The organism is Pseudalkalibacillus sp. SCS-8 (assembly GCF_040126055.1).
In the GTDB taxonomy this organism is placed as follows: Bacteria; Bacillota; Bacilli; order Bacillales; family Fictibacillaceae; genus Pseudalkalibacillus; species Pseudalkalibacillus nanhaiensis.
Map to the genome: position 1 here is coordinate 3,538,472 of NZ_CP143541.1, position 21,158 is coordinate 3,559,629.

Sequence of the window (21,158 nt, forward strand, 5' to 3'; positions counted from 1 at the left end):
AGGTCTTCTCTCTTTCAAAACATCATTGTGATCTGTCTGTACTTATCATTGTCTCTCACATGAGATGAGAATAACCGGCTTTAAGACCTTTTCATAAATAATAAACGTTTCAATGATACCGTCACTCTATTTTATCTTGTCGAAATCTAGAAATGCTATTAAATTCTCTTAAATTTCTTATGACTTTTTTTAAAACCTCTATAAAAATCAATCATATAATGTCAGTTCGCACACTGCAACTCATTTATTTCATATTGAAAAAGATTGACTCCAACGAGCCTGACGAAAAGTGCCAGGCTTCATCCATGGAATCAATCTTTTATCATCATGTTCTTACTTTTGTTCTTTTTATTTTGATATTTTTCGGATTCAATCCGTTTCCTAATGAGCCGAACAATGTTCCTTTATGAGGATCGATGAACTCCTTCTCATGATAATACACTCTTGGTGTCTTGAACAATGTAAGGAGAGCGCGTCCGAAAGGCATTTCATGATAACGCTCCGGCCACATCCTCTTGATTTGCTCTTTCACCATCGGATAATACTTAGGACTCATTCCTGGAAACAAGTGATGCTCTGTATGATACGAGAAATTGAAATGCAGAACATCCACCCATTTAGGCGTCGTAACTGTCAAGCTGTTCGCTAACGGGTCGTTGACAGGAACAAGTGGATTTAACCGATGGTTGGTTGAGATATAGGCCATCACGATGAAATTCGCAATCAATAGTGGAAGCAGGAAAGCAAAGAACCACTTTGCAAACCCGACCCAGAACAACAATCCAAGCCAAGTTGCCCATGGTAGTATCGCTTCCAGCCATACACTAGGTTGCTTTTTCGGGTTGAATTCCTTCACATAGACGGTGAACATCTTCAAAGAATGTAATGTAAATGTGACCGCAAGTGATGCAAAGCTTGCTAAAGCACGGATCGAAAACGGTACGCGGTACATCCAACGCATGAAACGACTCCGCTTGAACTTCTGTATGCTCGGCCATGCATCTGGGTCCTTTTCTTCATCCTGCGTGTGAACATGATGCGTCAGATTGTGCCACTTTCTCCATAGTTTAGGTCCTGTCGTCAATGGCCAAAAAGCAATAGCACCTAATAGATCACGTAGCCAAGGCTTCCTTACAACAGTCCCATGCAAAATTTCATGACCTAGAAAACCCATTCCTGCAAAGCTTGCCCCAAGAACGAGGCTGATCAAAAGGCTGAACCAAATATTTATGTCGAAAAATATAATCGTTCCTAAACCTGCAAGAGAAACAATCAAGTAGGCTAACCCACCTAATAGTCTTGAGGGTACCGGTTTAAAAGCTTTTTTTGGCAAGTGTGGTGATACACGGGCAGCATACCAACCAAACGAATGATATTCTTTCATAACCATCTTCCTTTCGTTGTCTTCACAAAGGTGTCAATCAGCAATTGATTGGTACGCATATCTCAGAAGTTTTCAACCTAAAGATATCCGCAACAAATAAATTGTTAGACTTCCTTCTATAACTCCATTAAACCTAACAGCCTCGTTGAAGGTTGTCAATCCGTATTTATTACCAGCTCATAATAACAGGTGGTTTCGGAAACGTTATGTAAAGAACATTTATTCTAGGAGGACGAACATGGCAAACAACCCGAATTTCCCTCAATTTCCGGAACCCATTTGGAACGAGGATCGTAAGCTTCCCTCTTTCCGACCTTTAAATGAAAATAAAACTGTGGATGTTGCCATTATTGGAGCAGGGATTACCGGTATCACCACGGGCTATATGCTAGCTAAGGAAGGATTGAACGTCGCCATTATTGATGCAGGTACGGTCGCCCATGGAACAACGGGTCACACGACAGCGAAGGTGACGGCTCAGCATGATATGATCTACGACGAATTCATCCAACATCTTGGAGAAGAGAAGGCAAAACGGTATTACGAAGCCAACCATGAAGCTTTGGAATTCATCAGTCGAACCGTCGATCAAAAAGGAATCGAATGTGGCTTTACACGTGAAGATGCTTATATCTATGCAACCACTGACAGTTCAAGCAAAATACTGCAAAAAGAATTTGAAGCCTATAAAAAGCTTGGAATCGACGGTGATCTCGTTGATTCGATACCATTCAGCTTTCCTGTTCAGTCTGCACTGGTGATGAGAAATCAGGCTCAATTCCATCCCCTTAAATATTTGCAGTCTCTCATTGATGATTTCACAGCTTCAGGTGGTTTGATTTATGAGAATACGACTGCAGTCGATGTCCAGACAAACAGCCAACAACCTGTCGTTGTGACGAAGCAGGGCTGGAAAATAACCTGCGATTACATCGTAACGAGTTCCCATTTCCCTTTTTTCGACGGGCGTGGTTTCTATTTTACAAGAATGCATGCAGAGAAGTCCTATGTCTTGGCAGTAAAGCCTCAAAAGGAATATCCAGGCGGGATGTATTTGAGCGTGGACAAGCCGACTCGCTCTCTGAGAGATACGGTCATCAACGGCGAAAAATACATTCTAGTCGGTGGTGAAAGCCATAAGACCGGCCAAGGGATCAATACGATCAAGCATTATGAAGCTCTTGAAGAATGGGCTGCGGAAACGCTTGGTATAAAGGAGGTTCCGTATCGGTGGTCGACACAGGACTTGATTACGATCGACAACCTTCCATATATCGGACGTATCAGTAGCAAGTATGACAATATCTTTGTCGCTACAGGCTACCGAAAATGGGGCATGACCACGAGTACCGTTGCTGCTCAATTGTTAACGGATCTTATTACAAAAAAGGAAAACCGATATGAAGACCTTTTCACCCCTTCACGGTTTTTAGCAGATCTCGGATTGAAAGATTTCATCGTTCAAAATTCAGACGTAGCAGCGCACTTTGTCGCAGGGAAGCTCGGAATGAAACATAAAAACGTTGAGGAATTGGCGAGTGACGAAGGAGCGGTGGTCAAAGTAAAGGGCAAACGCGCTGGAGCTTATAAAGATAAGAACGGGTACCTCCACCTGGTCGACACGACATGTACGCACCTAGGCTGTGAGTGTGAATGGAATAGCGGAGATCGTACATGGGATTGTCCTTGTCATGGCTCTCGCTTCTCCATTGATGGAAGTGTCATTGAAGGACCTGCAGACCGGCCCCTTAAGAAGATATCACTAGAAGACCCATCATAAGACAATCTTTAAAGAGAGGATTATTTCCTACTTGTTAGGGTATTAGTATAGATAGAAATTACTAAAAAAACGGAGGTCGTCCAGTGAAACAGGTATCGAGTGTTTTTTGGATTTCATTAGTCATCGCTGTCATTTTTGTCATCTGGGGCGCCATCATGCCTCAACATTTGATTGGAACGTTAGGTACGATTCAATCCTTTTTCATGAAAAGCTTTGGATGGTTCTATCAGTTATCAGCAACATTCTTCCTTATCTTTGCATTATTTCTCATTTTCAGCCGGTACGGCAAAATCAAACTCGGAAAGGATGACGATAAGCCAGAATTCAGTCGTCCGACTTGGTTCGCCATGCTTTTCAGTGCTGGAATGGGGATTGGTCTCTTATTCTTCGGTGTATCTGAGCCGATTTCTCACTTCTCCAAACCGCCGATCGGTGAAGGTGGTACGAGTGAAGCAGCAAAAACGGCCTTGCAGTATACGTATCTGCACTGGGGATTCCACGCATGGGCGATCTATGCAATTGTGGCGCTCGCTCTTGCCTATTACAAATTCAGAAAAGGGTATCCAGGTCTTGTAAGTGCGACATTATATCCGATTCTTGGTGAAAAGACGAAAGGGCCGATCGGAATCATCATCGACGTTGTTGCGGTCATCGCTACTCTGTTCGGTGTTGCAGCATCATTAGGATTAGGTGCAGCCCAGATTAATGGAGGGCTCAGCTACCTGACTGGGATTCCGAATAACTTTACGATCCAATTCGCAATCGTTGCGATCGTCACTATCCTCTTCCTGATTTCAGCTGCAACCGGAATCAAACGAGGAATCAAGTATCTTAGTAATGCAAACCTGGGTCTCGCTTTAATTTTGTTCATCGTATTCATTTTCCTGGCACCCACCATTTTCGTTTTGGATCTATTTACGACGACACTGGGGAGCTACCTACAGAATCTTCCGAGTATGGGCTTGAGGCTCGCTCCTTTTGATGAAGAAAATGCAACATGGTTACAATCATGGACCATCTTCTATTGGGCTTGGTGGATCGCCTGGGCACCATTTGTAGGAACCTTTATTGCACGTGTATCACGTGGGCGTACGATCAGGGAGTTCATTACAGCTGTCTTGATCATCCCTACGCTGGTCTGTGCGTTCTGGTTTGCTGTTTTTGGTGGAACAGGAATCTACATGGAATATGAATTGGGGCTCAACGTATCAGGACAAGCACTAGAAGCTGCATTGTTCTATGTCTATCAGCAGCTGCCATTCTCAATCATCCTTGTAGTTGTTACACTACTTCTGATTTTGACATTCTTTATTACATCCGCAGATTCAGCAACATTCGTACTCGGGATGCAAGCCACGTACGGCAGTATCGAACCGCCGAATATCGTCAAAATCGTGCTTGGCCTTGTCTTATCCGCTTCCGCGGTCGTATTGATGCTGACCGGGGGGTTGCAAGGCTTCCAGTCCGCGATTATCATCAGTGCCTTCCCATTAGGCGTCGTACTCTTGTTCACTTCGTATGCACTATTGAAGGCATTCAGTGCAGAATTAGCAGGTGAGAAGAAGCGGAAAAAGGAACGCACTCCTGGTAGGATCCGCGCAACTTTGAAACGTAGCCGCGTCCGCCCTAAAGGAAACAATTAATCCATTCAATTTCATACAACAATGAAAGTGACCCCAGATTTTCTATGCTTTGGGGTCACTTTTTTTACGTTTTCGGGTTATTCAGTCCAATCTACCTATTTTAGAAATTGGTTTCCTCCATCCTTTATTACTAAAGTTGCCATTCTAAAGATAGAAAAAAGGTTTTTTTTGGATAGAAAAAGAAATAGTTTAGGTAGAAGATCCATGAAAATGGAGAATCAAAAAGACGGTCATGTAAGAAAATCTCTATCTGACGAGGTTGATCTATGTGGATTATAGTTAAAGATATATTGGTCAATGTGCTTTTTATCCTGTTCCCTGCGCTGTTTTATATCGTGTTTCTTCGCGAGGACGATCGTATCCGCAGAAGGATCATCGCCTCAAGGTTTTTTTTCGTACTGTTCATTTCAATTATCCTTACAATGTCTTTACCGGCGGTTTATTCAGAGGAATTCAAATATGATTTAAGAATCATTCCGATTATCATCGCCTATTTGTATGGAGGGATCCGGCCAGGCTTATCCTTGACAGCTGCTATGTTAGGGCTGACTGCGTTTCTTTATCCGAGTGAAATTTTCACGACTTTCCTTAATTATTTAATTGTCTCGATCGTCTTACTTCTTATACATACGTATTACCACGGACGTTCTAAAAAAGGAAAAATCCTTATCGTGTCAGGAATATACCTTATCATTGCAATGGTAAGGGCTGTTTATATCACCGTTAACGGCTATACTGATCAAATTCTTGTAACGTTTTATCTTGTCTTGATTACCCTCATCACTTTGGTTTCTGTCATTGCCTTGATTGAAACCTTTAAGAGGCAGCTGAGCTTGCAGCGGGAAATCGAACATATCGAAAAGATGAATGCCATCAGTCAGCTGGCAGCATCCGTCGCACATGAAATCCGGAATCCGATGACGACTGTGCGAGGCTTTCTTCAAATTTTAAGCAACAGCAAGCATATACCAGAGTCAGACAGGTCATTCATCTCGATATCCATTGAGGAATTGGACCGTGCACAAACAATTATCAATGAATACCTTTCACTCTCAAAAAAGCAGGAGAGTGCTTATGAACGAATCGATCTGACGAGAGTCATCAACGATGCGACCCAGGTCATCTCCACATACGCTGTTATTCATAATGTCGAAATCACGACATCCATTGACGAAGATCTTGAGGTGAATTGCTATAAGCATGAAATCCAACAAGTGCTGATCAACATCATGAAAAATGGCATTGAGGCGATGCAGGAGAATGGCAAGATGCACATTTCTGCTACTCGCAAGGATCAATACATTGAAATCATCATTCAAGATAATGGGTGTGGAATCGATAAAGAGCATTTGAAGCGGCTTGGTACCCCTTATTTTTCGACAAAAGAAGAAGGTACAGGATTAGGACTGACGGTAAGCTTTGAAATCATAAAACGGATGAAGGGATCGATTGATGTCCAAAGTCAAATCGGGCAAGGAACAACCTTCATCATCTTACTTCCTGCTTCACCTGACCGACAGAATGACAAAATTTAAGATAGAGGTCCCGTTGGACGGTTCCTCTATCTTTTTTATGGGCTTTGTTAAAGATCGTTGTTAATTTGTTGAATCCGCTCTTTGATCTTTCTGATTTGGTTTTTCAGTTCCGTTTCATCCTCTACGTTCTCGGTTGACATTAAATTGGACAGCAGAAATTTCAATCGTTCCAATTCATTTTCCATCCCCTGCTGCTCAGGTGATACACGATCATGTGTCAGCCATTCCTTATAGGTTCCGCAATAATCATAGAACCCATCATTCAACGAAAGGACTCGGTTGGCGACTTGATCAAGAAGATAGGTGTCATGGGAAACCGTTACTACAGTGCCAGGATAGATCCTTAAGGCTTCTTCAATCCGTTCCCTCGTATCAATATCCAAATAATTCGTCGGTTCATCAAGCACAAGCAAGTTCGCCTCTGAAAAATAAAGCTTTACGAATGCAACCCGGCATTTTTCACCCATGCTTAAATGCTTGATTTGCTTATGCACATCATCCCGTCTGAATAAAAAACAAGCGAGAATGGTCCGCACTTCGGATTCACTCAGCTCTGAACTCTCCTGAATTTGTTGCAGAACGGATAAATCAGGATCCAGACCCTCAAGCTCTTGCATGAAATAGCCTGGAATCAGCTGAGGGTGCTGCTGGATGGTCCCCTCAACCGGATCCAAGTGGCCTGTGATCAGCTTCAATAAAGTCGTTTTCCCGGTTCCGTTCCGTCCGATGACAGCCATTCGATCTCCTCTTTCAACGGTAAACGAAACCTTATCAAATAATGGTGTATCTCGCTCATAGTGAAACGACATCTTTTCAACTCGAACGAGATGTTTACTTTCAAACGATCCTGTTCCAAACTCGACGTTAATGCGTAGTTGTTCTTCCGGCTTTTCCACCTTATTCTTTTTGATTCGTTCAAGGGCAGCTTCTTTCGCCTTGAACCTCGTTATATTTTTGTTCGCCTTTTTTTTCGCAAAAGGATCTCGCTCACTGGCGGCATTATGGGCCTTCTGGAACCATTGCTTATACGTCGTCACAGCCTCCTGCAGCTTTCGCTTTTCTGTTTGTTGCTTTTGATAGGCCGCTTCCTTCGTACGCCGTTCATGCTCCTTCTGTTTCTTATAGTCAGAATACCCACCTTGATATTTCTTCGTTCCGCCGGGGGTAAGTTCATAAGTAAAATGTGCGACCTGGTCAATAAAGGCACGTTCATGAGAGATGAAAAGTAATGTCCCCTTGAAATTTTGCAGCCAATTCCCCAGCCATTCCATCGTTTCGGCATCTAAATGATTTGTCGGTTCATCTAGAACGAGCAGGTCGGGCTCCGTGCGCATCACCCTTGCGAGCTTGGCGCGTGTCTTTTGGCCTCCACTCAGATGGGCAAAAGGTGTTTCCCAGACCGCTTCATGCAAACCCATACGTTTTAGAGATCTTTCAATTGAAGAGGACCACCCATATCCATCAAGGTCGATATACTTTTGCAATAACTCACTATACGTGGATAACTCTTTCTCCGTATACGTATTCTTCGCCATTTTCTTTTCGAAACTCGCTAAACGTTTTTTGAGGCTGTATCGTTCAGGTGATTCCATCTCTACAAATTCCCGTGCCGTGGTATCTCGATCAACCTGGTCGTATTGTAAAACAACCGCCCAATCTTCTTTTTTACGATAATGATGAACTTTACCTCGTGTACTTTCCACCTCACCCATTAGAACGTTTATAAAAGTCGTCTTCCCGACTCCATTCTTCCCAAGTAAAGCAATATGTTCACCTTTATGGATTTCAAAATCAGCATCTTCAAAAATGAGACGACCATCCCGTTCAACTGCAATATGTTCAGCTTTTAAAATCAGCATACACTTACTCCCTCCATGGATTCGTAAAGGCATAAAAAAACACAGGCCTATGCCTGTGAAAACAGAAAAGTGGATATATACGGTTTACTTCCGTCTTGTCGTAAACCAAACGAATCCCTGGATGATATAACGTATCCAATTCGACATACTTATCCCTTTGCTCTGAACACAGGCAGAGCCATTTTTCGTATTCAACTACGCGAAAAATGTCAGGGACTTCATGGCGTAAGTGTGGATACCTCCTTAGGTTTTGTTTTATCATTATACATAACATTCCTGATTATTCCAACAATTATGATAAAATGTTTCACATGGAACATCTACCTAAAGGAGGCAACGCACTTGCAACCATCGCCATTAGCAAACAACCAACGTATTACGACCATTGATATGTTAAGAGGATTTGCCCTTTTCGGCATTTTCCTTGTAAACATGCCTTCTTTTTTCAGTCCAGCCTTTCAATATGATTACTATTCCCTTCCGATTGCATATGAAGGGGTGGATCAATGGGTTCGGCTGTTCTTCGACTTGTTTGTTCAAGCTCGCTTTTACCCGATTTTTTCTTTCTTATTTGGATTCGGCTTTTTTATTTTTTTATCACGTGCGGAATTGAAATCGGACCATCCACGTAAATTGTTCGTCCGCAGATTGACCATCCTTTTGGTTATCGGTCTCCTGCATCTTGTTTTTCTCTGGTATGGAGACATTTTACATACGTACGCTTTGACAGGATTTCTCTTGTTCCTGTTTTACTCGCGTAAACCGCGGACAATCCTGATCTGGGCTTTTGCATTGCTCGTCTTATTTTATGGTTTGACGGCAGCCCAATTGCTCGTTCCTGACACCTTGATGAAACAGGTACAATACATGAACGAAACGGTCGGTAATAAGAAAGTGGAGGAATCGATCACGACTTATACGGAAGCAGGTTTTGGGGAATTGATTGCCTATCGTTTTTCTGAAGAGGTTCTTCCTATCTTGCAGCTTACAATCTTTAGCGTCCCCCTTATCCTTGCTTTATTCCTATTCGGACTTTATGTGGCAAAGAGAGGCATTATCGCTGATCCAGCCAAACATATACGTCTCATTAAAAAAGTCTGGATCACCAGCGGGGTATTCGCTGTACCATTTACATTGTGGCTTGGAGCCGTCCAATTGAACGTTGTGGATTATGGCTATAAGGAGGATACGGCTGAGTTTTTACTGCAACAGATCAGTGGCTTGTTCTTGGCAGCTTTCTATATTTCTTCCTTTGTCTTATTCGTGCAAAAGGTTCCGATTACAAAAGGATTACGTGCATTGGATGCAGCCGGAAGAATGGCACTGACGAATTATCTTCTGCAGACCTTTTTTGCGGTCATCCTTGCACTCGGGTTTGATTTGTTCAACCGCATCAGTCTTTCGATCGGACTATTGATATGTTTGGCCTTTTTCTCACTTCAGCTCATTTTCAGCCTGTATTGGCTGAAATACTTTCAATACGGACCGTTCGAGTGGGTATGGCGTTCGTTGACCTATCGACAAAAACAGCCATTCTGGAGGACAGATCGATTCGAAAAAACGGGTGACATGTAAAAGGCGCTCATGCCTTTTATACGTCACCCTTTTATTATCCATTCAGCCAATCAATCTCTTTTCTGAGCAGCTTTTGCGTCTCGGCCTCTTTACTTCCAGGCTGAGGCTGGAAGTTATACATCCAGCTCACTTCTGGCGGCAGGCTCATAAAGATCGACTCGATCCGCCCTCCTGAATCCAATCCGAATTTTGTTCCTCTGTCATAAATGAGATTGAACTCAACATACCGGCCTCTTCTAATCCGCTGCCATTGCTTCTCAGCTTCCTCATAGGGAAGATGACGGTTTGATTGGATGAGGGAGGTATAAATCGGTGCAAACGCCTCTCCCACCTCCTTGACGAAATCGAACCGCTCTTCAATCGTAAACGTATCATCTACCCCTAATCGATCAAAGAAAATGCCTCCTACCCCCCTCGTTTCATGACGATGTTTGATATAGAAATAGTCATCCGCCCACTTTTTGAAGGTTGGGTAATAGGAGGCGTGATGACGATCACAAATCCCTTTCAATTTTTGATGGAATCCTTTCGCTTGTGGCACATCAATATATATTGGAGTCAGGTCGATTCCTCCACCAAACCATTTTTCTCCGTTGGATACTTCAAAGTAACGAACGTTCATATGGATGATCGGTACCATCGGACTGATTGGATGCATGACGATGGAAACGCCAGTGGCAAAAAAAGTGCCTCCTCGCTGGATCTGCAACACATCCGCCATCTGATCAGAAAGAACACCATAGACCTCTGAAAAGTTGACGCCACCCTTTTCGATGACGGATCCATTTTCGATGATCCGTGTCCTCCCTCCACCTCCTGCTTCCCGGTGCCATAATTCCTCCTGAAACCGGCCTGTCCCATCACTTTCCTCAAGCTTTTTACAAATTTCGTCCTGAAGTGTCTTGAAGGTATCGCGAATATACGTTTTATCAACCGTACGTGATTGCGGTGAATGTATGCTGTTCATCGTAGATGCTGGTATTCGAGGGAATCCCCCGCCAGCAACGAGCCTCCTAACATGCCTTTACCGACCTAGAACTACCACTTTTGCGACCAGTAAAAGGGAATTTTTTCTACACAAACAAAAAGATACACCATATTCAGAATTTTGTAAAATTTACCCCTTAAAAGGTGAATGGGAGAAGGAACAACGTTTTAAAGGTCGTGAAAACGCGAAAAACTTGAAATGAGGACAGTGAAACACTGTTTATTTGCCCTGAAATCTCAAAAACTTGAGAATGAGGGCACAAAAACCATGTTTATTTGCCCTAATAACCCAAAACCTCGAAAATGAGGGCACTGAAACGATGTTTATTTACCCTCAAAACGCAAAATTACGATTATGAGGGCAAAAAAAGCCATCTATACTGTTACCAAAAGAAAAAAAGCTGTCGCCCCATCGAGGGGTGCGACAGCTTTCATTCCATCAGCCTTTTATCTTTTTAATGAATAGGACCTTCAAATAATCTCCTTCAGGGAATTCTGGTATCGTCTTGAAATCATCTGGTAAGGAATGTTCCTGAATGATCTTATAGGTTCCGTTCATTTCCTTAAAGGCCTTCTCCACGAACGACTTGAACTTTTTCATATTGAAGCCTGCATAATTGGTGGAAGCGACGATTATGCCATCATCCTCCGTAATCGCAATCGCTTCTTTTAGAAGATCTTTGTAGCCTTTTGCGACACTAAAGCGATGCTTTTTTGATCGGGCAAAACTCGGCGGGTCAAGAATGACCATATCGAACTTGATGTTCTTCCGTACCGCATATTTGAAGTAGTTAAACACATCCATAACGCGGATTTCATGTGCTTCATAATCGATTTCATTCAAACTGAATTGCTCGATGGTCTTGCTGTGGCTTCGGTTCGCAAGGTCTACACTCGTCGTTTTCGGTGCACCACCCAGGGCTGCGAAAACAGAGAAAGCTCCTGTATAGGAAAAGGTATTAAGGACGGTCTTTCCAGCAGCGAATTGATCACGGATACTCTTTCGTACCTCCCTTTGATCCAAGAACACACCGACCATCGCACCATCATTCAAGTAAATGGCGAAATGAACACCATTCTCCTGTACGACAATTGGAAATTGAGCCCGCTCCCCGAGTACAAAATCATCATCGTCTATGTATTGTCCTTTTTGATCGAAACGTTTCTTCTCATAGATTCCTTTGAATTCCAGGCTGTTCTTCAGCGCTTCAAGGATCGGCTCCTTGAACCGGAAGATCCCTTCGCTATACCAATTAATAAGCAGGTACCCATTGAAGTAATCGATTGTCACCCCGCCAATTCCATCGCCTTCCCCATTCACAAGGCGGAATGCATTCGTGTTCGGATCATCGAAAAAAGACTGACGAGCTTGGATGGCGCTTTTGATTTTTCGCTCAAAGAAAGAAAAATCGACTGGTTCATCCTTTCTTGTCAGCACCCATCCGTATCCTTTGTTCTGAATGCCGTAATAGCCTTTTCCAAGGAAGCGTCCTTTTTCATCCACCAGCTTTAATACAGTACCTTCCTCCTTCAGCTCATGGATGTTCACGATCGCTTCTTTCAACAAGAGGGGGTAGCCACCGTCTAAACGATTTGCATATTTCGATTTTATCGTCACTTTCTGTTCTTCCATCATTGCGTTCACATTCCTAACTTTACAGATTGTTCGTAACTCCTACCATCATATCATGTTCGCACTGCAGAATTCTAAATCATACATAGGCGGACTGTCTGCTGAAGCATGACAGGATCCTAAATCTCCTTACATTCAGCTATTCTCTCCATCCTCATCTTCATCATTATTTTGTTTGGGAACCGATGTACCAACAGCAGTAAAGACGGAACCTAATGCTTGAATCCAGCTTCCATTCACCCCTAAATTGGTGCTTGTTACCTGATCGCCTTGAAGGCCAAGGATCCCACCGATTGCCTGAAGCGAGTTCCCCCACGTTTGTAGGGTGTTCCCGAGAACGTTCAAGAACTCCTCTCGTAAATTCTGGATTTGTTCAAACACTGCCAACAGCGCACCCAAAGCCTGGAGCCAGTTTCCTGCGATTTGAAATTCTTGTTTCTTAACATCGGGGAGGTCGGCTACAATCCCGTAGATGACGGTCAGGTTTCCGACTACCTGGATGGAATTTCCTGTCGATTCTAAGGTGATGGTTGGGGAGCCTGCTGCTTGAATTGCATTCCCTAAAGCTTGGAGTGCATTTCCGACAATACGAAGCTGTTTGTTGACTTCCTTCGGCAGGTAGAAGCTTGGTGTACTGCCGATTGCCGCGAGAATCGTACCGACCGCTTGCGTCCAGGAACCGGATATCTCAATAATCTGCGTGCCCACCATCACCACCTGCCTCTCTCGAAGATCGTCTCTTCACATCGTATTCATGTCCGAAAGAGACCGTTCGAGTTCCAACAGGTATGAAAAAAGAGAGAGGCTTCTATACCTCCCTCAACCTATTTCTAGCTTGTTTTCATTTGAATTTCTTCGGGAATTGTTTGATGATACCTTCTGATAGTTCATCAGCCAGCATGATGATGTGGACTTCCCCTTTATCAAAGGCCTGGATGTCTGCCTCCCAGTTTTTCTCTAACCTTGCTACAGCTTCATCCAATGTGAGGACAAGGTGTTCATCGAGCAGCTCTTTCAAGGTCTTTTTCGACCAATTAGGGTTCGCCGAGCTTAAAAAAGTAGCAATATCATCTGCGTTACGGTACCATTCCTTGTTATATTTCTTAACGTTAGCCTGGTCGTTGTTTTTAGCAGCTTCAACGAGTTGACCTGCAATAACGATATGCTCCGTCAACAATTCAGCAAGCTTGTTGCCCGCCTTCTCGCCATAGTAAGGCTTGATTGCATTACCGATATCCTTCTGGTTTTGCAAAAGCCTCGCCAACGCGGCATCCTGATCCTCTGCACTTGCAATTGCACTGACGATATAATTTCGTGTCCAGATCGTATGATCGATCCATAGCTTTCGTAAATCGAATATCAGTTTTGCTTCCTTTTCTGTATAACTGTGTTGCGTTCGATCAGCTTTGGCCTCTGCCTGCAATGGTGAAGAAATGATAATTGCAGTGACGAAGACGAGAGCGATTCGGATTAGGATCTTTTTCATCCTGCTTGGTCTCCTTTATCGTAAATTCTCTTATTCTTGATTATTTTGGCTTTCTACCACTATTTCATTCGGTTTTTAATCATACTAAAAATGACATTCCTAAGAAGTCGAATCGTTTTTAAAAAAGACCCTGCTATGCTATAGTTTTTCGATGATGTTCGAAAAGAAGGAGCAAAATCATTATGAATCATCCAACAGAAAATCCATCTGTTACGTATAAACGCATTATTCTGATCCTCAGTATAGCGGTCTTGTTAGTTGTGATGAACACGACAATGTTCAATGTCGCTTTGCCTACTATTCTGAAGGATTTTGATTTGACCGCCTCAGAAGGGGCCTGGATCGTTTCCGGGTACTCGATCGTGCTTGCGATCTTTACGATCACATATACACGTCTTTCCGATTATCTGCCGATCCGCGGCTTACTCATAACTGGAATTGTGATATTCGGTCTTTCCTCTATCTTAGGATTCTTTGCGATGAACTTTGCATGGCTGATGGTTGCAAGGCTTTGTCAGGCAGCAGGTGCTGCAGCGATCCCGGGTCTTTCCATGGTATTTGCCGGGAGGTTCATTCCGAAGCGTAATCGGGGCCGTGCGATGGCCATGATCGCTTCAGCCGCTTCGTTCGGCTTCGGGTTAGGTCCTGTCACTGGAGGCTGGATTACAAACTCTCTCGATTGGAATTACTTATTTATCGTCACACTTTTTGTTTTGCTGGTCATTCCCGTTCTCTTTCGAAAGCTCCCGATTGAGGAATTTCGAAAAGGCCAGTTTGATGTGCTTGGGGGGATCCTGACAGGGCTCACGATTACCTCATTCCTCCTCTACATCTCAACAAGAGAATGGTATTATATCGGACTTTTCTTCATCCTTGCTTATGCACTATGGATGCGGATTACGCGGGTGAAGATTCCGTTCATCCAGCCGAATCTGCTTCAAAACAAAGGCTATCGAAAAATTTTATATATCAGCTTTTTAGGTTTTTGCACACACTTTGCCATTCTATTATTGATGCCGATTATGCTGGAACAAGTCTTTGAAAAATCGCCTTCGCTAGTCGGAATGATCATCTTCCCTGGTGCGATGTTCTCTGCCTTTGCCGCGATTTACGTAGGACGGTTGATCGATCGATATGGCAATATCCGCGTCATGGTCTGGGCGACCTTCTTACTCGGTTTGTCGACATTGATCTTCGGCTTCCTTTCGCCATTCAGCGCATACATGATCATGTTCGGGTATATGTTCACGAGCTTCGGATTTTCCAGTCTTTCATCAAGCTCAACGAATGAGGTTTCTCAAATTTTACCGAAGGAGCAAGTGGCAGCTGGCATCGGGATGAAGCAGCTGACCCAATTCGTAGGGAGTGCAACAGGAGCGGTCCTTGGTGGAATTCTATTGGAATTGAGTGGTGGTCCGTATACCGTATTCGACTTCCAATTTACGTTCTTTACAACCTCCGTACTTATGCTGATTGCATTCGCATTCTTATGGCTCTACCGGAAAAATGCTGTTCCAAATTAAATATTGACTCAAAAAAAGTGTGTGCCAACATCATGGCACACACTTTCTGTTTGTCTATTCGTTGACGACCTCAGCACGACTCGTTTGCGTATGAACAAGATCCGCATAGAAGCCGTTTTTGCGAAGTAATTCATCATGATTTCCTTTTTCAATGATACGTCCGTCGCTCAGTACGAGTATGCAGTCTGCATTACGGATCGTGTTCAGCCTATGAGCGATAACAAAGCTTGTGCGCCCTTCCATCAATGTATCGAGGGCATCCGTTATCTTCATTTCCGTCACCGTATCGATGCTGCTCGTCGCCTCATCCAAAATCAACAGTGCCGGATCGGCCAGCATTGCTCTTGCGATGGAGAGCAATTGTCTTTGGCCATGGCTAATCCCTTTTCCGTCAGAATCCAAAACAGTGTCATATCCATCAGGAAGCCGCATGATAAACTCATGCGCATGGGCAGCTTTAGCGACTTGTTCCACCTCGTCATCTGAGGCATCCAGTCTTCCATATCTTATGTTTTCACGAATGGTCGTATGGAAGAGGATCGAGTCCTGGAGCACGACGCCCATTTGTCGTCGCAAGCTTTCCCTCGTTATCGTACGGATGTCTTTCCCATCGACGAGAATGTCACCATTATCATGCTCGTAAAACCTTGAGAGTAAGGATAATATCGTCGTTTTTCCAGCTCCAGTGGGCCCGACGAGCGCGACTGTTTCCCCTTGTGAAGCATGAAAGCTGATGTCCCTTAGAATCGGCTGATCCTCTTCATAAGAAAAATTGACAGACTTGAAGGTTATATCTCCCTTGATCCGATTAAGGTCTTCCGCTTTTTCATCGTGAATTTTTTCATCTGCCTCGTCGAGGATTTGAAATACACGCTCTGCTCCAGCAACAGCAGATAAAATCATATTGTACTGGTTCGCTAAATCATTCAGTGGTCTTGTAAACTGCCTTGAATAAGTCGTGAACGTGACAATGATTCCAATTGAGACCAAGCCGTTCAATGCGAGCAGACCTCCAGCTCCGACTATGATTGCGAAGCTGACATTATTAAGCATGTTCATGAGCTTCGGGATGAACCCTGTGTACGTTTGTGCCCAGTAGCTGGCTTCCTTCAACGATTTATTTTTATGAGAGAATTCCTCGATTACACGTTTCTCTTGAGAATACATCGTGACAATTTGCTGTCCTGAAAACATTTCCTCGACATATCCGTTCATATCCCCTAGCTGCTTTTGCTGTTCTTTAAAGTACCGTCCCGTCCGTTTCGTAATCCATTTCATCCCGAAATACATGACAGGGACGATCGTTAGCGTTAGAAGGGTAAGAAGCGGACTTAACCAAAGCATCATCCCGACTGTACCGGCTATCGTCAGCATACTTGTCGTAAACTGGATGATGGCAGAGTTCAACGTCCTGCTGATGTTTTCGATATCATTCGTGTGCCTGCTCATCAACTCGCCTTGTTGGCGCTTTTGATAAAACAATAACGGCAATTGCTGCAGATGAGAAAACAAATGATTCCGGATAGCATAAACCGTGTTTTGTGAAATGTCGATCATCCAATAATTTTGTAGCCAGGAAGTTACGGAATGTAGGAGATAAACGGCTAACAGGATACTCACCATAAAAAAGAGCGTATCCCCAGCAGGGTCTGCAATGATCGAGTCAACTGCAACCCCAAGTAAATAAGGGCCTAACAACGACAAAGCAGAACTGATCACAACGATGGAAAGTATAAGGATGAAACGTTTCTTCTCACCCGCCATATACGTCCAAATCCGTTTCATCGTCGCTCCCATATTCTCTACCTTTGGTGGCTTTGCTCCAATCCCCCGATGACGCCGCGGAGGAGGCTGCGTTGACTGATTCTTTTCATTCAGGTCACGTTTCATCTAGATGACATCCTCCTCCATTTGGGACTGGTAGACACTTTGATAATACGGATGATTGTTCAGCAATGTACGATGGTTCCCCTCTCCGATCAGCTCCCCATCATGCAGGAGGAAAATCTGGTCCGCATTCTGAATTGAACTGATCTTTTGAGCTACAAGAAAGACCGTGCAATTTTGACGCCTTAAAGTACGTAGCAGCCTGGCCTCAGTATGGGCATCCAACGCACTCGTACTATCATCCAGGATCAGGATTCTCGGTTTCCGTATGAGTGCACGAGCAATGGACAAACGCTGTTTCTGTCCGCCTGAAAAAGTGATTCCCTTCTGCCCGAGTCTCGTCTCATATCCGTCAGGCAAACCCTTTATAAAATCATGGATTTGCGCATCCTTCGCAGCAGCAATGACTTCTTTCATGGAAGCATCATTTTTCCCCCATCGGATGTTTTCCGCTAAGCTTCCTGAAAACAGATGTGCTTCTTGGGGGACGACACTGATCTGGTTTCGTAAATGCTCGACATCCAAATCACTGATTGGGTGGTCATCGACATAAATTCGGCCTTCCGTTTCCATCAGTAACCGAGGGATTAGATTCAGGAGCGTCGACTTCCCTGATCCGGTTTCACCTAATATTCCAACCGTTTGGCCTGGTTGAACATTGAACGTAATATCATTCAGAACCTTTTGGTGTCCTTCATATTCAAAAGAAACATGTTCAAAGCGAATCCCACCTTTTATGTCTGGCCGGTAACTGTTCACGTTCTTTTCTATGGGAGCCGTATCGGCTTCTAAAACAGACGTGATTCTTGATGCAGAAGCACTCCCTCTTGAATAGTTCATGATGAGGAACGTGAATACAGAGAAAGTGAACATGATCTTTGTCGCGTAATTGATGATGGCTACAAGCTCACCAGCTTTAACAGTCTCCATATTCAGCTGCATGGCGCCTGCCCAAAGGATGATTAAAATGACGACATTCATCCCGAGCATGACAACAGGCATAGCAACCTCCATGATCCACAAAGCTTTTTTATTCTCATCCATCAACTCACGATTGACACCTTGAAACCGCTCGTTCTCATAGGAGCCGCGGTTGAAGCTTTTAATCAGACGAATGCCTGAGAGGTTTTCACGGATCACGGTGTTCATCCGATCTAATTTACTCTGGACCTTCCTGAAGAGAACGATTCCCTTTCTTAAAATCCATAACAGAAATAAAAGGAGGAATGGAACGGATAAAACAAGGATAGTGGCGAGACCCGGATGGACGATAAACGACATAACGATTCCACCGATGATAAACAATGGTGCACGGAGCGCAATTCGCATGAGCATGAACAATAAGCCTTGTACCTGCGTGACATCGTTGGTCATCCGCGTCACAAGTCCAGGAGTCGAGAACGATTGAAAGTGTTTCGTGGAAAATGCTTGAACCTTTTCAAATAGATCTCTCCGAAGATCATGCCCGACTCCCTGACTCGCATTCGCTGCAAAGAAGGAGTTGATGATGCCTGACGCAAAAGCGATTAAGGCAAGCCCGAGCAGCACACTGCCCCATACAGCTACAACGGTCATATCCCCCGCTACGATCCCTTCATCAATGATTTTTGCCATCAGCAAAGGCTGGATGAGCTCGACGATCAGCTCTAAGATCATCAAGAACAAAGCGACGCCAACAGAAATTTTGTATGTAGGTAAATAAGAAAATACTTTTCGCATGGTATCCACCGATCCATTCTGGGAGTTGGTACAATTATACAGGATATCGAAAAAAGAGCGAACCAATAAGGTCGCTCTTTTCAGTTTATTCAATGACGCCTGTTCCTATGTTTAAGTCTCTGTACAGCGGGAAACGCAAGTACCAAACAGAAAATATCCATCAACACCGATAAAGGAGTGTGTTCAATATGGAACAAGTTCTGTTCATTCAAACGGGTATGGGAATTGATGTCCATGGTCAAAATGTGACAAAAGCAGCTGTACGTGCAGTGGATAATGCGATTTATACGAATTCTATGCCGGGTATCAATGAATCCTTACCAGAAAAATCAACTGAAAATATGAAGGTGAATGTCAAACTAGCCGTTCCACGCGACCAAGACCAGATCGACAAGGACGAAATCAAAAACGCAATCCCTTATGGCACTGTATCCGTGGAAGTGATGGAAGGTGGCATGGCAACAACAAGTGGAATCGTATTAGAGGAGAAGGATGACAAAAACGACCTGATGTATATCGTCAATGCTTCAGTTGAGGTTGGGTATTAAGTGAATCCTTAAACGAATATAAAAACGCAGGGTTTAGCTAACCCTGCGTTTCTTATGGATATTTACAACGATCGCTTCAAGATGCTGTTCAATTTGGTTTTTTCCTATATGTCTCCCTTAGCGCCATACCGCGTGTAGAATGCCTAGAAGACAGAAAATGATCACGTGATCACCGACAGCAATCGCAAATACCTTTTTGGATGTCATACCGAAGACTGTATTTTTAAAGAGCCCTAGGAATAAGAGGATGCCCACTAAAGCTCCGATAAGAAGTCCAGATCCAACATCGTCTGCACCTGTCAAACCAACGATGAGAGCCATTACGAATGAACTTGCAAATGCGACGACCCCTGACCAGACGAAATTGATTGGTCTCATGCCTTCTTCTCCAATATTGTTCAATTGCCCCCATGTGTTTCCGAACAAAATCGGAGAATAGTAAAATGCACCAAATGCCATATACAAAAATCCACCTACAATGATTGCGAGTATGTTCAATTCCATAATTATCCCTTCCCCTTCTTTATTATTTTGGTTGGATCGGTAATCCGATTTTTATAATTTTCGGGTGGATGTCAAATGCCCCTCCGCTTGGTTTGATCTGGATGATTTCAATCGGACTGCTTAAGCATTTATAACCCTTTTTCGGCAGCCAATAGCTATACAACTCCGAATAGCACTCAATCAAGAAATTTCGTTCATTGAAGCTGATAGGCTCCTCTAGTTCATAAAAAACGTACTTCCCCTCTGCCAATTGTGTTGATTTAATCGGTGCTGTGATCTCAGCTTCCTTAGGAAGTGCTATACAGCAGTCATATCGGCACCGATCCGATGGCGTAAGATAGGGATTGTTATGGGGAATGCCGATCCACGTCGTATCGTCCGTTATCAAGTCCCTTGTTTCCGAGAATTGATACACCTTTTCCCACGTCTGTTCAATCGTATCGGTATAGGAGCCGATATGCTGGAGATAGGCAAGCTGCCGTTCAGGGAGTCTTTCCACCTTCACCCGTGATAAGTCGACCCACTGGAATTCATTATAGACGTTGTTATTCTCGGTTTCTTTCGGATTCGTGCTTTGTTGTTTCGATTTCTTGCTATCTAAGTATGCTCTTGGGAACTTTTCCAAATAAGCCCCTTCCCTCCATACTTTTGGGCTATGTTGATAATACGCCTTAAAGGCATATGTAAAGTAAGATAAGGTGGAAAAACCGCATGCCATAGCAATATCCGTCACAGATCGATTCGGCTCATAAATCAATAAATGAGCGGCTTCTTCCATTCTGATCCGTTTTACATAATCAGATGGTGTCTCCCCCATAATATCCGTGAACAAACGATGAAAGTGATAAGGTGAATAGGTCGACACTTCAGCTAATTTATCTAATGATAAATCGCATTCTAGGTTCTTTTTTATATAATCCAATACATTATAGATCTGTCTTTTTTGTTCATCTCGATCTGTCATTTAGGCATAACTCCTTACAGTCCTGATACGTTTATTATCGACGATGTAAGCAGATTTATAAAAGGATGGATGAAGGCCATAGGAAAAACCCAGGCGGCGACAAAGCCGTCCTGGGTTTTTGTTGTAAATTT

General features: G+C 43.6%; 16 protein-coding genes. 6 read left to right on the plus strand and 10 right to left on the minus strand.

Translation table 11 applies throughout. The annotated features are described in order from the left end of the window. Positions 1 to 325: 325 nt before the first annotated feature. Entirely contained in the window at positions 326 to 1,384 is a 1,059-nt protein-coding gene (locus V1497_RS18275; RefSeq protein WP_349408937.1) for an acyl-CoA desaturase, read from the minus strand. Positions 1,385 to 1,622: 238 nt separating this feature from the next. On the opposite strand from V1497_RS18275, the gene V1497_RS18280 reads away from it, so the two are divergent. From V1497_RS18280 to V1497_RS18290, 3 genes are all read left to right on the plus strand, one after another. Then, on the plus strand, positions 1,623 to 3,164 hold the full coding sequence (locus V1497_RS18280) for an FAD-dependent oxidoreductase (protein ID WP_349408938.1): 1,542 nt from the start codon (positions 1,623 to 1,625) through the stop codon (positions 3,162 to 3,164). A gap of 83 nt (positions 3,165 to 3,247) precedes the next feature. Continuing rightward, complete coding sequence (locus tag V1497_RS18285) at positions 3,248 to 4,807, plus strand: glycine betaine uptake BCCT transporter (protein ID WP_349408939.1); 1,560 nt, start codon at positions 3,248 to 3,250, stop codon at positions 4,805 to 4,807. A 266-nt stretch (positions 4,808 to 5,073) separates the two neighbouring features. Next, positions 5,074 to 6,342, plus strand: coding sequence for an ATP-binding protein (locus V1497_RS18290; protein WP_349408940.1), 1,269 nt, complete (start codon positions 5,074 to 5,076; stop codon positions 6,340 to 6,342). A 47-nt stretch (positions 6,343 to 6,389) separates the two neighbouring features. On the opposite strand, the gene abc-f is transcribed toward V1497_RS18290, so the two are convergent. After that, the gene (abc-f, locus tag V1497_RS18295) at positions 6,390 to 8,201 is read right to left on the minus strand and encodes a ribosomal protection-like ABC-F family protein (protein ID WP_349408941.1); all 1,812 of its coding nucleotides are present in this window, start codon (positions 8,199 to 8,201) and stop codon (positions 6,390 to 6,392) included. Between the two features lie 342 nt (positions 8,202 to 8,543). Here abc-f and V1497_RS18300 point away from each other — a divergent pair, with 342 nt between their 5' ends. Continuing rightward, positions 8,544 to 9,776 carry a DUF418 domain-containing protein gene (locus V1497_RS18300; RefSeq protein ID WP_349408942.1) on the plus strand — a complete coding sequence of 411 codons (1,233 nt, stop codon included), beginning with the start codon at positions 8,544 to 8,546 and terminating at the stop codon, positions 9,774 to 9,776. A gap of 34 nt (positions 9,777 to 9,810) precedes the next feature. Here the strand turns inward: V1497_RS18300 and hemF are convergent, their stop codons facing one another. The 4 genes from hemF to V1497_RS18320 form a co-directional block, all read right to left on the minus strand. Continuing rightward, positions 9,811 to 10,743: an oxygen-dependent coproporphyrinogen oxidase gene (hemF, locus tag V1497_RS18305; RefSeq protein WP_349408943.1), complete on the minus strand. Its 933-nt coding sequence runs from the start codon at positions 10,741 to 10,743 to the stop codon at positions 9,811 to 9,813. A 459-nt stretch (positions 10,744 to 11,202) separates the two neighbouring features. Further along, on the minus strand, positions 11,203 to 12,399 hold the full coding sequence (locus V1497_RS18310) for a class I SAM-dependent rRNA methyltransferase (RefSeq protein ID WP_349408944.1): 1,197 nt from the start codon (positions 12,397 to 12,399) through the stop codon (positions 11,203 to 11,205). A gap of 132 nt (positions 12,400 to 12,531) precedes the next feature. Further along, positions 12,532 to 13,107: a DUF6944 family repetitive protein gene (locus V1497_RS18315; protein WP_349410883.1), complete on the minus strand. Its 576-nt coding sequence runs from the start codon at positions 13,105 to 13,107 to the stop codon at positions 12,532 to 12,534. A 130-nt stretch (positions 13,108 to 13,237) separates the two neighbouring features. Next, positions 13,238 to 13,882: a glycosyltransferase gene (locus tag V1497_RS18320; RefSeq protein WP_349408945.1), complete on the minus strand. Its 645-nt coding sequence runs from the start codon at positions 13,880 to 13,882 to the stop codon at positions 13,238 to 13,240. Positions 13,883 to 14,064: 182 nt separating this feature from the next. Here V1497_RS18320 and V1497_RS18325 point away from each other — a divergent pair, with 182 nt between their 5' ends. Next, positions 14,065 to 15,405, plus strand: coding sequence for an MFS transporter (locus V1497_RS18325; protein WP_349408946.1), 1,341 nt, complete (start codon positions 14,065 to 14,067; stop codon positions 15,403 to 15,405). 54 nt (positions 15,406 to 15,459) lie between these two features. Here the strand turns inward: V1497_RS18325 and V1497_RS18330 are convergent, their stop codons facing one another. Beyond that, complete coding sequence (locus tag V1497_RS18330; protein WP_349408947.1) at positions 15,460 to 17,295, minus strand: ABC transporter ATP-binding protein; 1,836 nt, start codon at positions 17,293 to 17,295, stop codon at positions 15,460 to 15,462. After that, a complete protein-coding gene (locus tag V1497_RS18335; RefSeq protein WP_349408948.1) occupies positions 17,296 to 19,011 on the minus strand; it encodes an ABC transporter ATP-binding protein in 1,716 nt (571 codons plus the stop codon). It abuts the gene before it with no gap. A 188-nt stretch (positions 19,012 to 19,199) separates the two neighbouring features. On the opposite strand from V1497_RS18335, the gene V1497_RS18340 reads away from it, so the two are divergent. Further along, on the plus strand, positions 19,200 to 19,559 hold the full coding sequence (locus V1497_RS18340) for a Lin0512 family protein (RefSeq protein WP_349408949.1): 360 nt from the start codon (positions 19,200 to 19,202) through the stop codon (positions 19,557 to 19,559). Positions 19,560 to 19,676: 117 nt separating this feature from the next. On the opposite strand, the gene V1497_RS18345 is transcribed toward V1497_RS18340, so the two are convergent. Both V1497_RS18345 and V1497_RS18350 read right to left on the minus strand, forming a co-directional pair. After that, complete coding sequence (locus tag V1497_RS18345; protein ID WP_349408950.1) at positions 19,677 to 20,063, minus strand: DUF1761 domain-containing protein; 387 nt, start codon at positions 20,061 to 20,063, stop codon at positions 19,677 to 19,679. Positions 20,064 to 20,085: 22 nt separating this feature from the next. Beyond that, on the minus strand, positions 20,086 to 21,027 hold the full coding sequence (locus V1497_RS18350; protein ID WP_349408951.1) for an AraC family transcriptional regulator: 942 nt from the start codon (positions 21,025 to 21,027) through the stop codon (positions 20,086 to 20,088). Positions 21,028 to 21,158 lie beyond the last annotated feature (131 nt).

Coding starts and splice junctions, on each gene's coding strand:
- V1497_RS18275 (WP_349408937.1), bottom strand. CDS start 1,384: ATGAAAGAATATCATTCGTTTGGTTGGTATGCTGCCCGTGTATCACCA.
- V1497_RS18280 (WP_349408938.1), top strand. CDS start 1,623: ATGGCAAACAACCCGAATTTCCCTCAATTTCCGGAACCCATTTGGAAC.
- V1497_RS18290 (WP_349408940.1), top strand. CDS start 5,074: ATGTGGATTATAGTTAAAGATATATTGGTCAATGTGCTTTTTATCCTG.
- abc-f (WP_349408941.1), bottom strand. CDS start 8,201: ATGCTGATTTTAAAAGCTGAACATATTGCAGTTGAACGGGATGGTCGT.
- hemF (WP_349408943.1), bottom strand. CDS start 10,743: ATGAACAGCATACATTCACCGCAATCACGTACGGTTGATAAAACGTAT.
- V1497_RS18310 (WP_349408944.1), bottom strand. CDS start 12,399: ATGATGGAAGAACAGAAAGTGACGATAAAATCGAAATATGCAAATCGT.
- V1497_RS18315 (WP_349410883.1), bottom strand. CDS start 13,107: ATGGTGGGCACGCAGATTATTGAGATATCCGGTTCCTGGACGCAAGCG.
- V1497_RS18320 (WP_349408945.1), bottom strand. CDS start 13,882: ATGAAAAAGATCCTAATCCGAATCGCTCTCGTCTTCGTCACTGCAATT.
- V1497_RS18325 (WP_349408946.1), top strand. CDS start 14,065: ATGAATCATCCAACAGAAAATCCATCTGTTACGTATAAACGCATTATT.
- V1497_RS18330 (WP_349408947.1), bottom strand. CDS start 17,295: ATGAAACGTGACCTGAATGAAAAGAATCAGTCAACGCAGCCTCCTCCG.
- V1497_RS18335 (WP_349408948.1), bottom strand. CDS start 19,011: ATGCGAAAAGTATTTTCTTATTTACCTACATACAAAATTTCTGTTGGC.
- V1497_RS18340 (WP_349408949.1), top strand. CDS start 19,200: ATGGAACAAGTTCTGTTCATTCAAACGGGTATGGGAATTGATGTCCAT.
- V1497_RS18345 (WP_349408950.1), bottom strand. CDS start 20,063: ATGGAATTGAACATACTCGCAATCATTGTAGGTGGATTTTTGTATATG.
- V1497_RS18350 (WP_349408951.1), bottom strand. CDS start 21,027: ATGACAGATCGAGATGAACAAAAAAGACAGATCTATAATGTATTGGAT.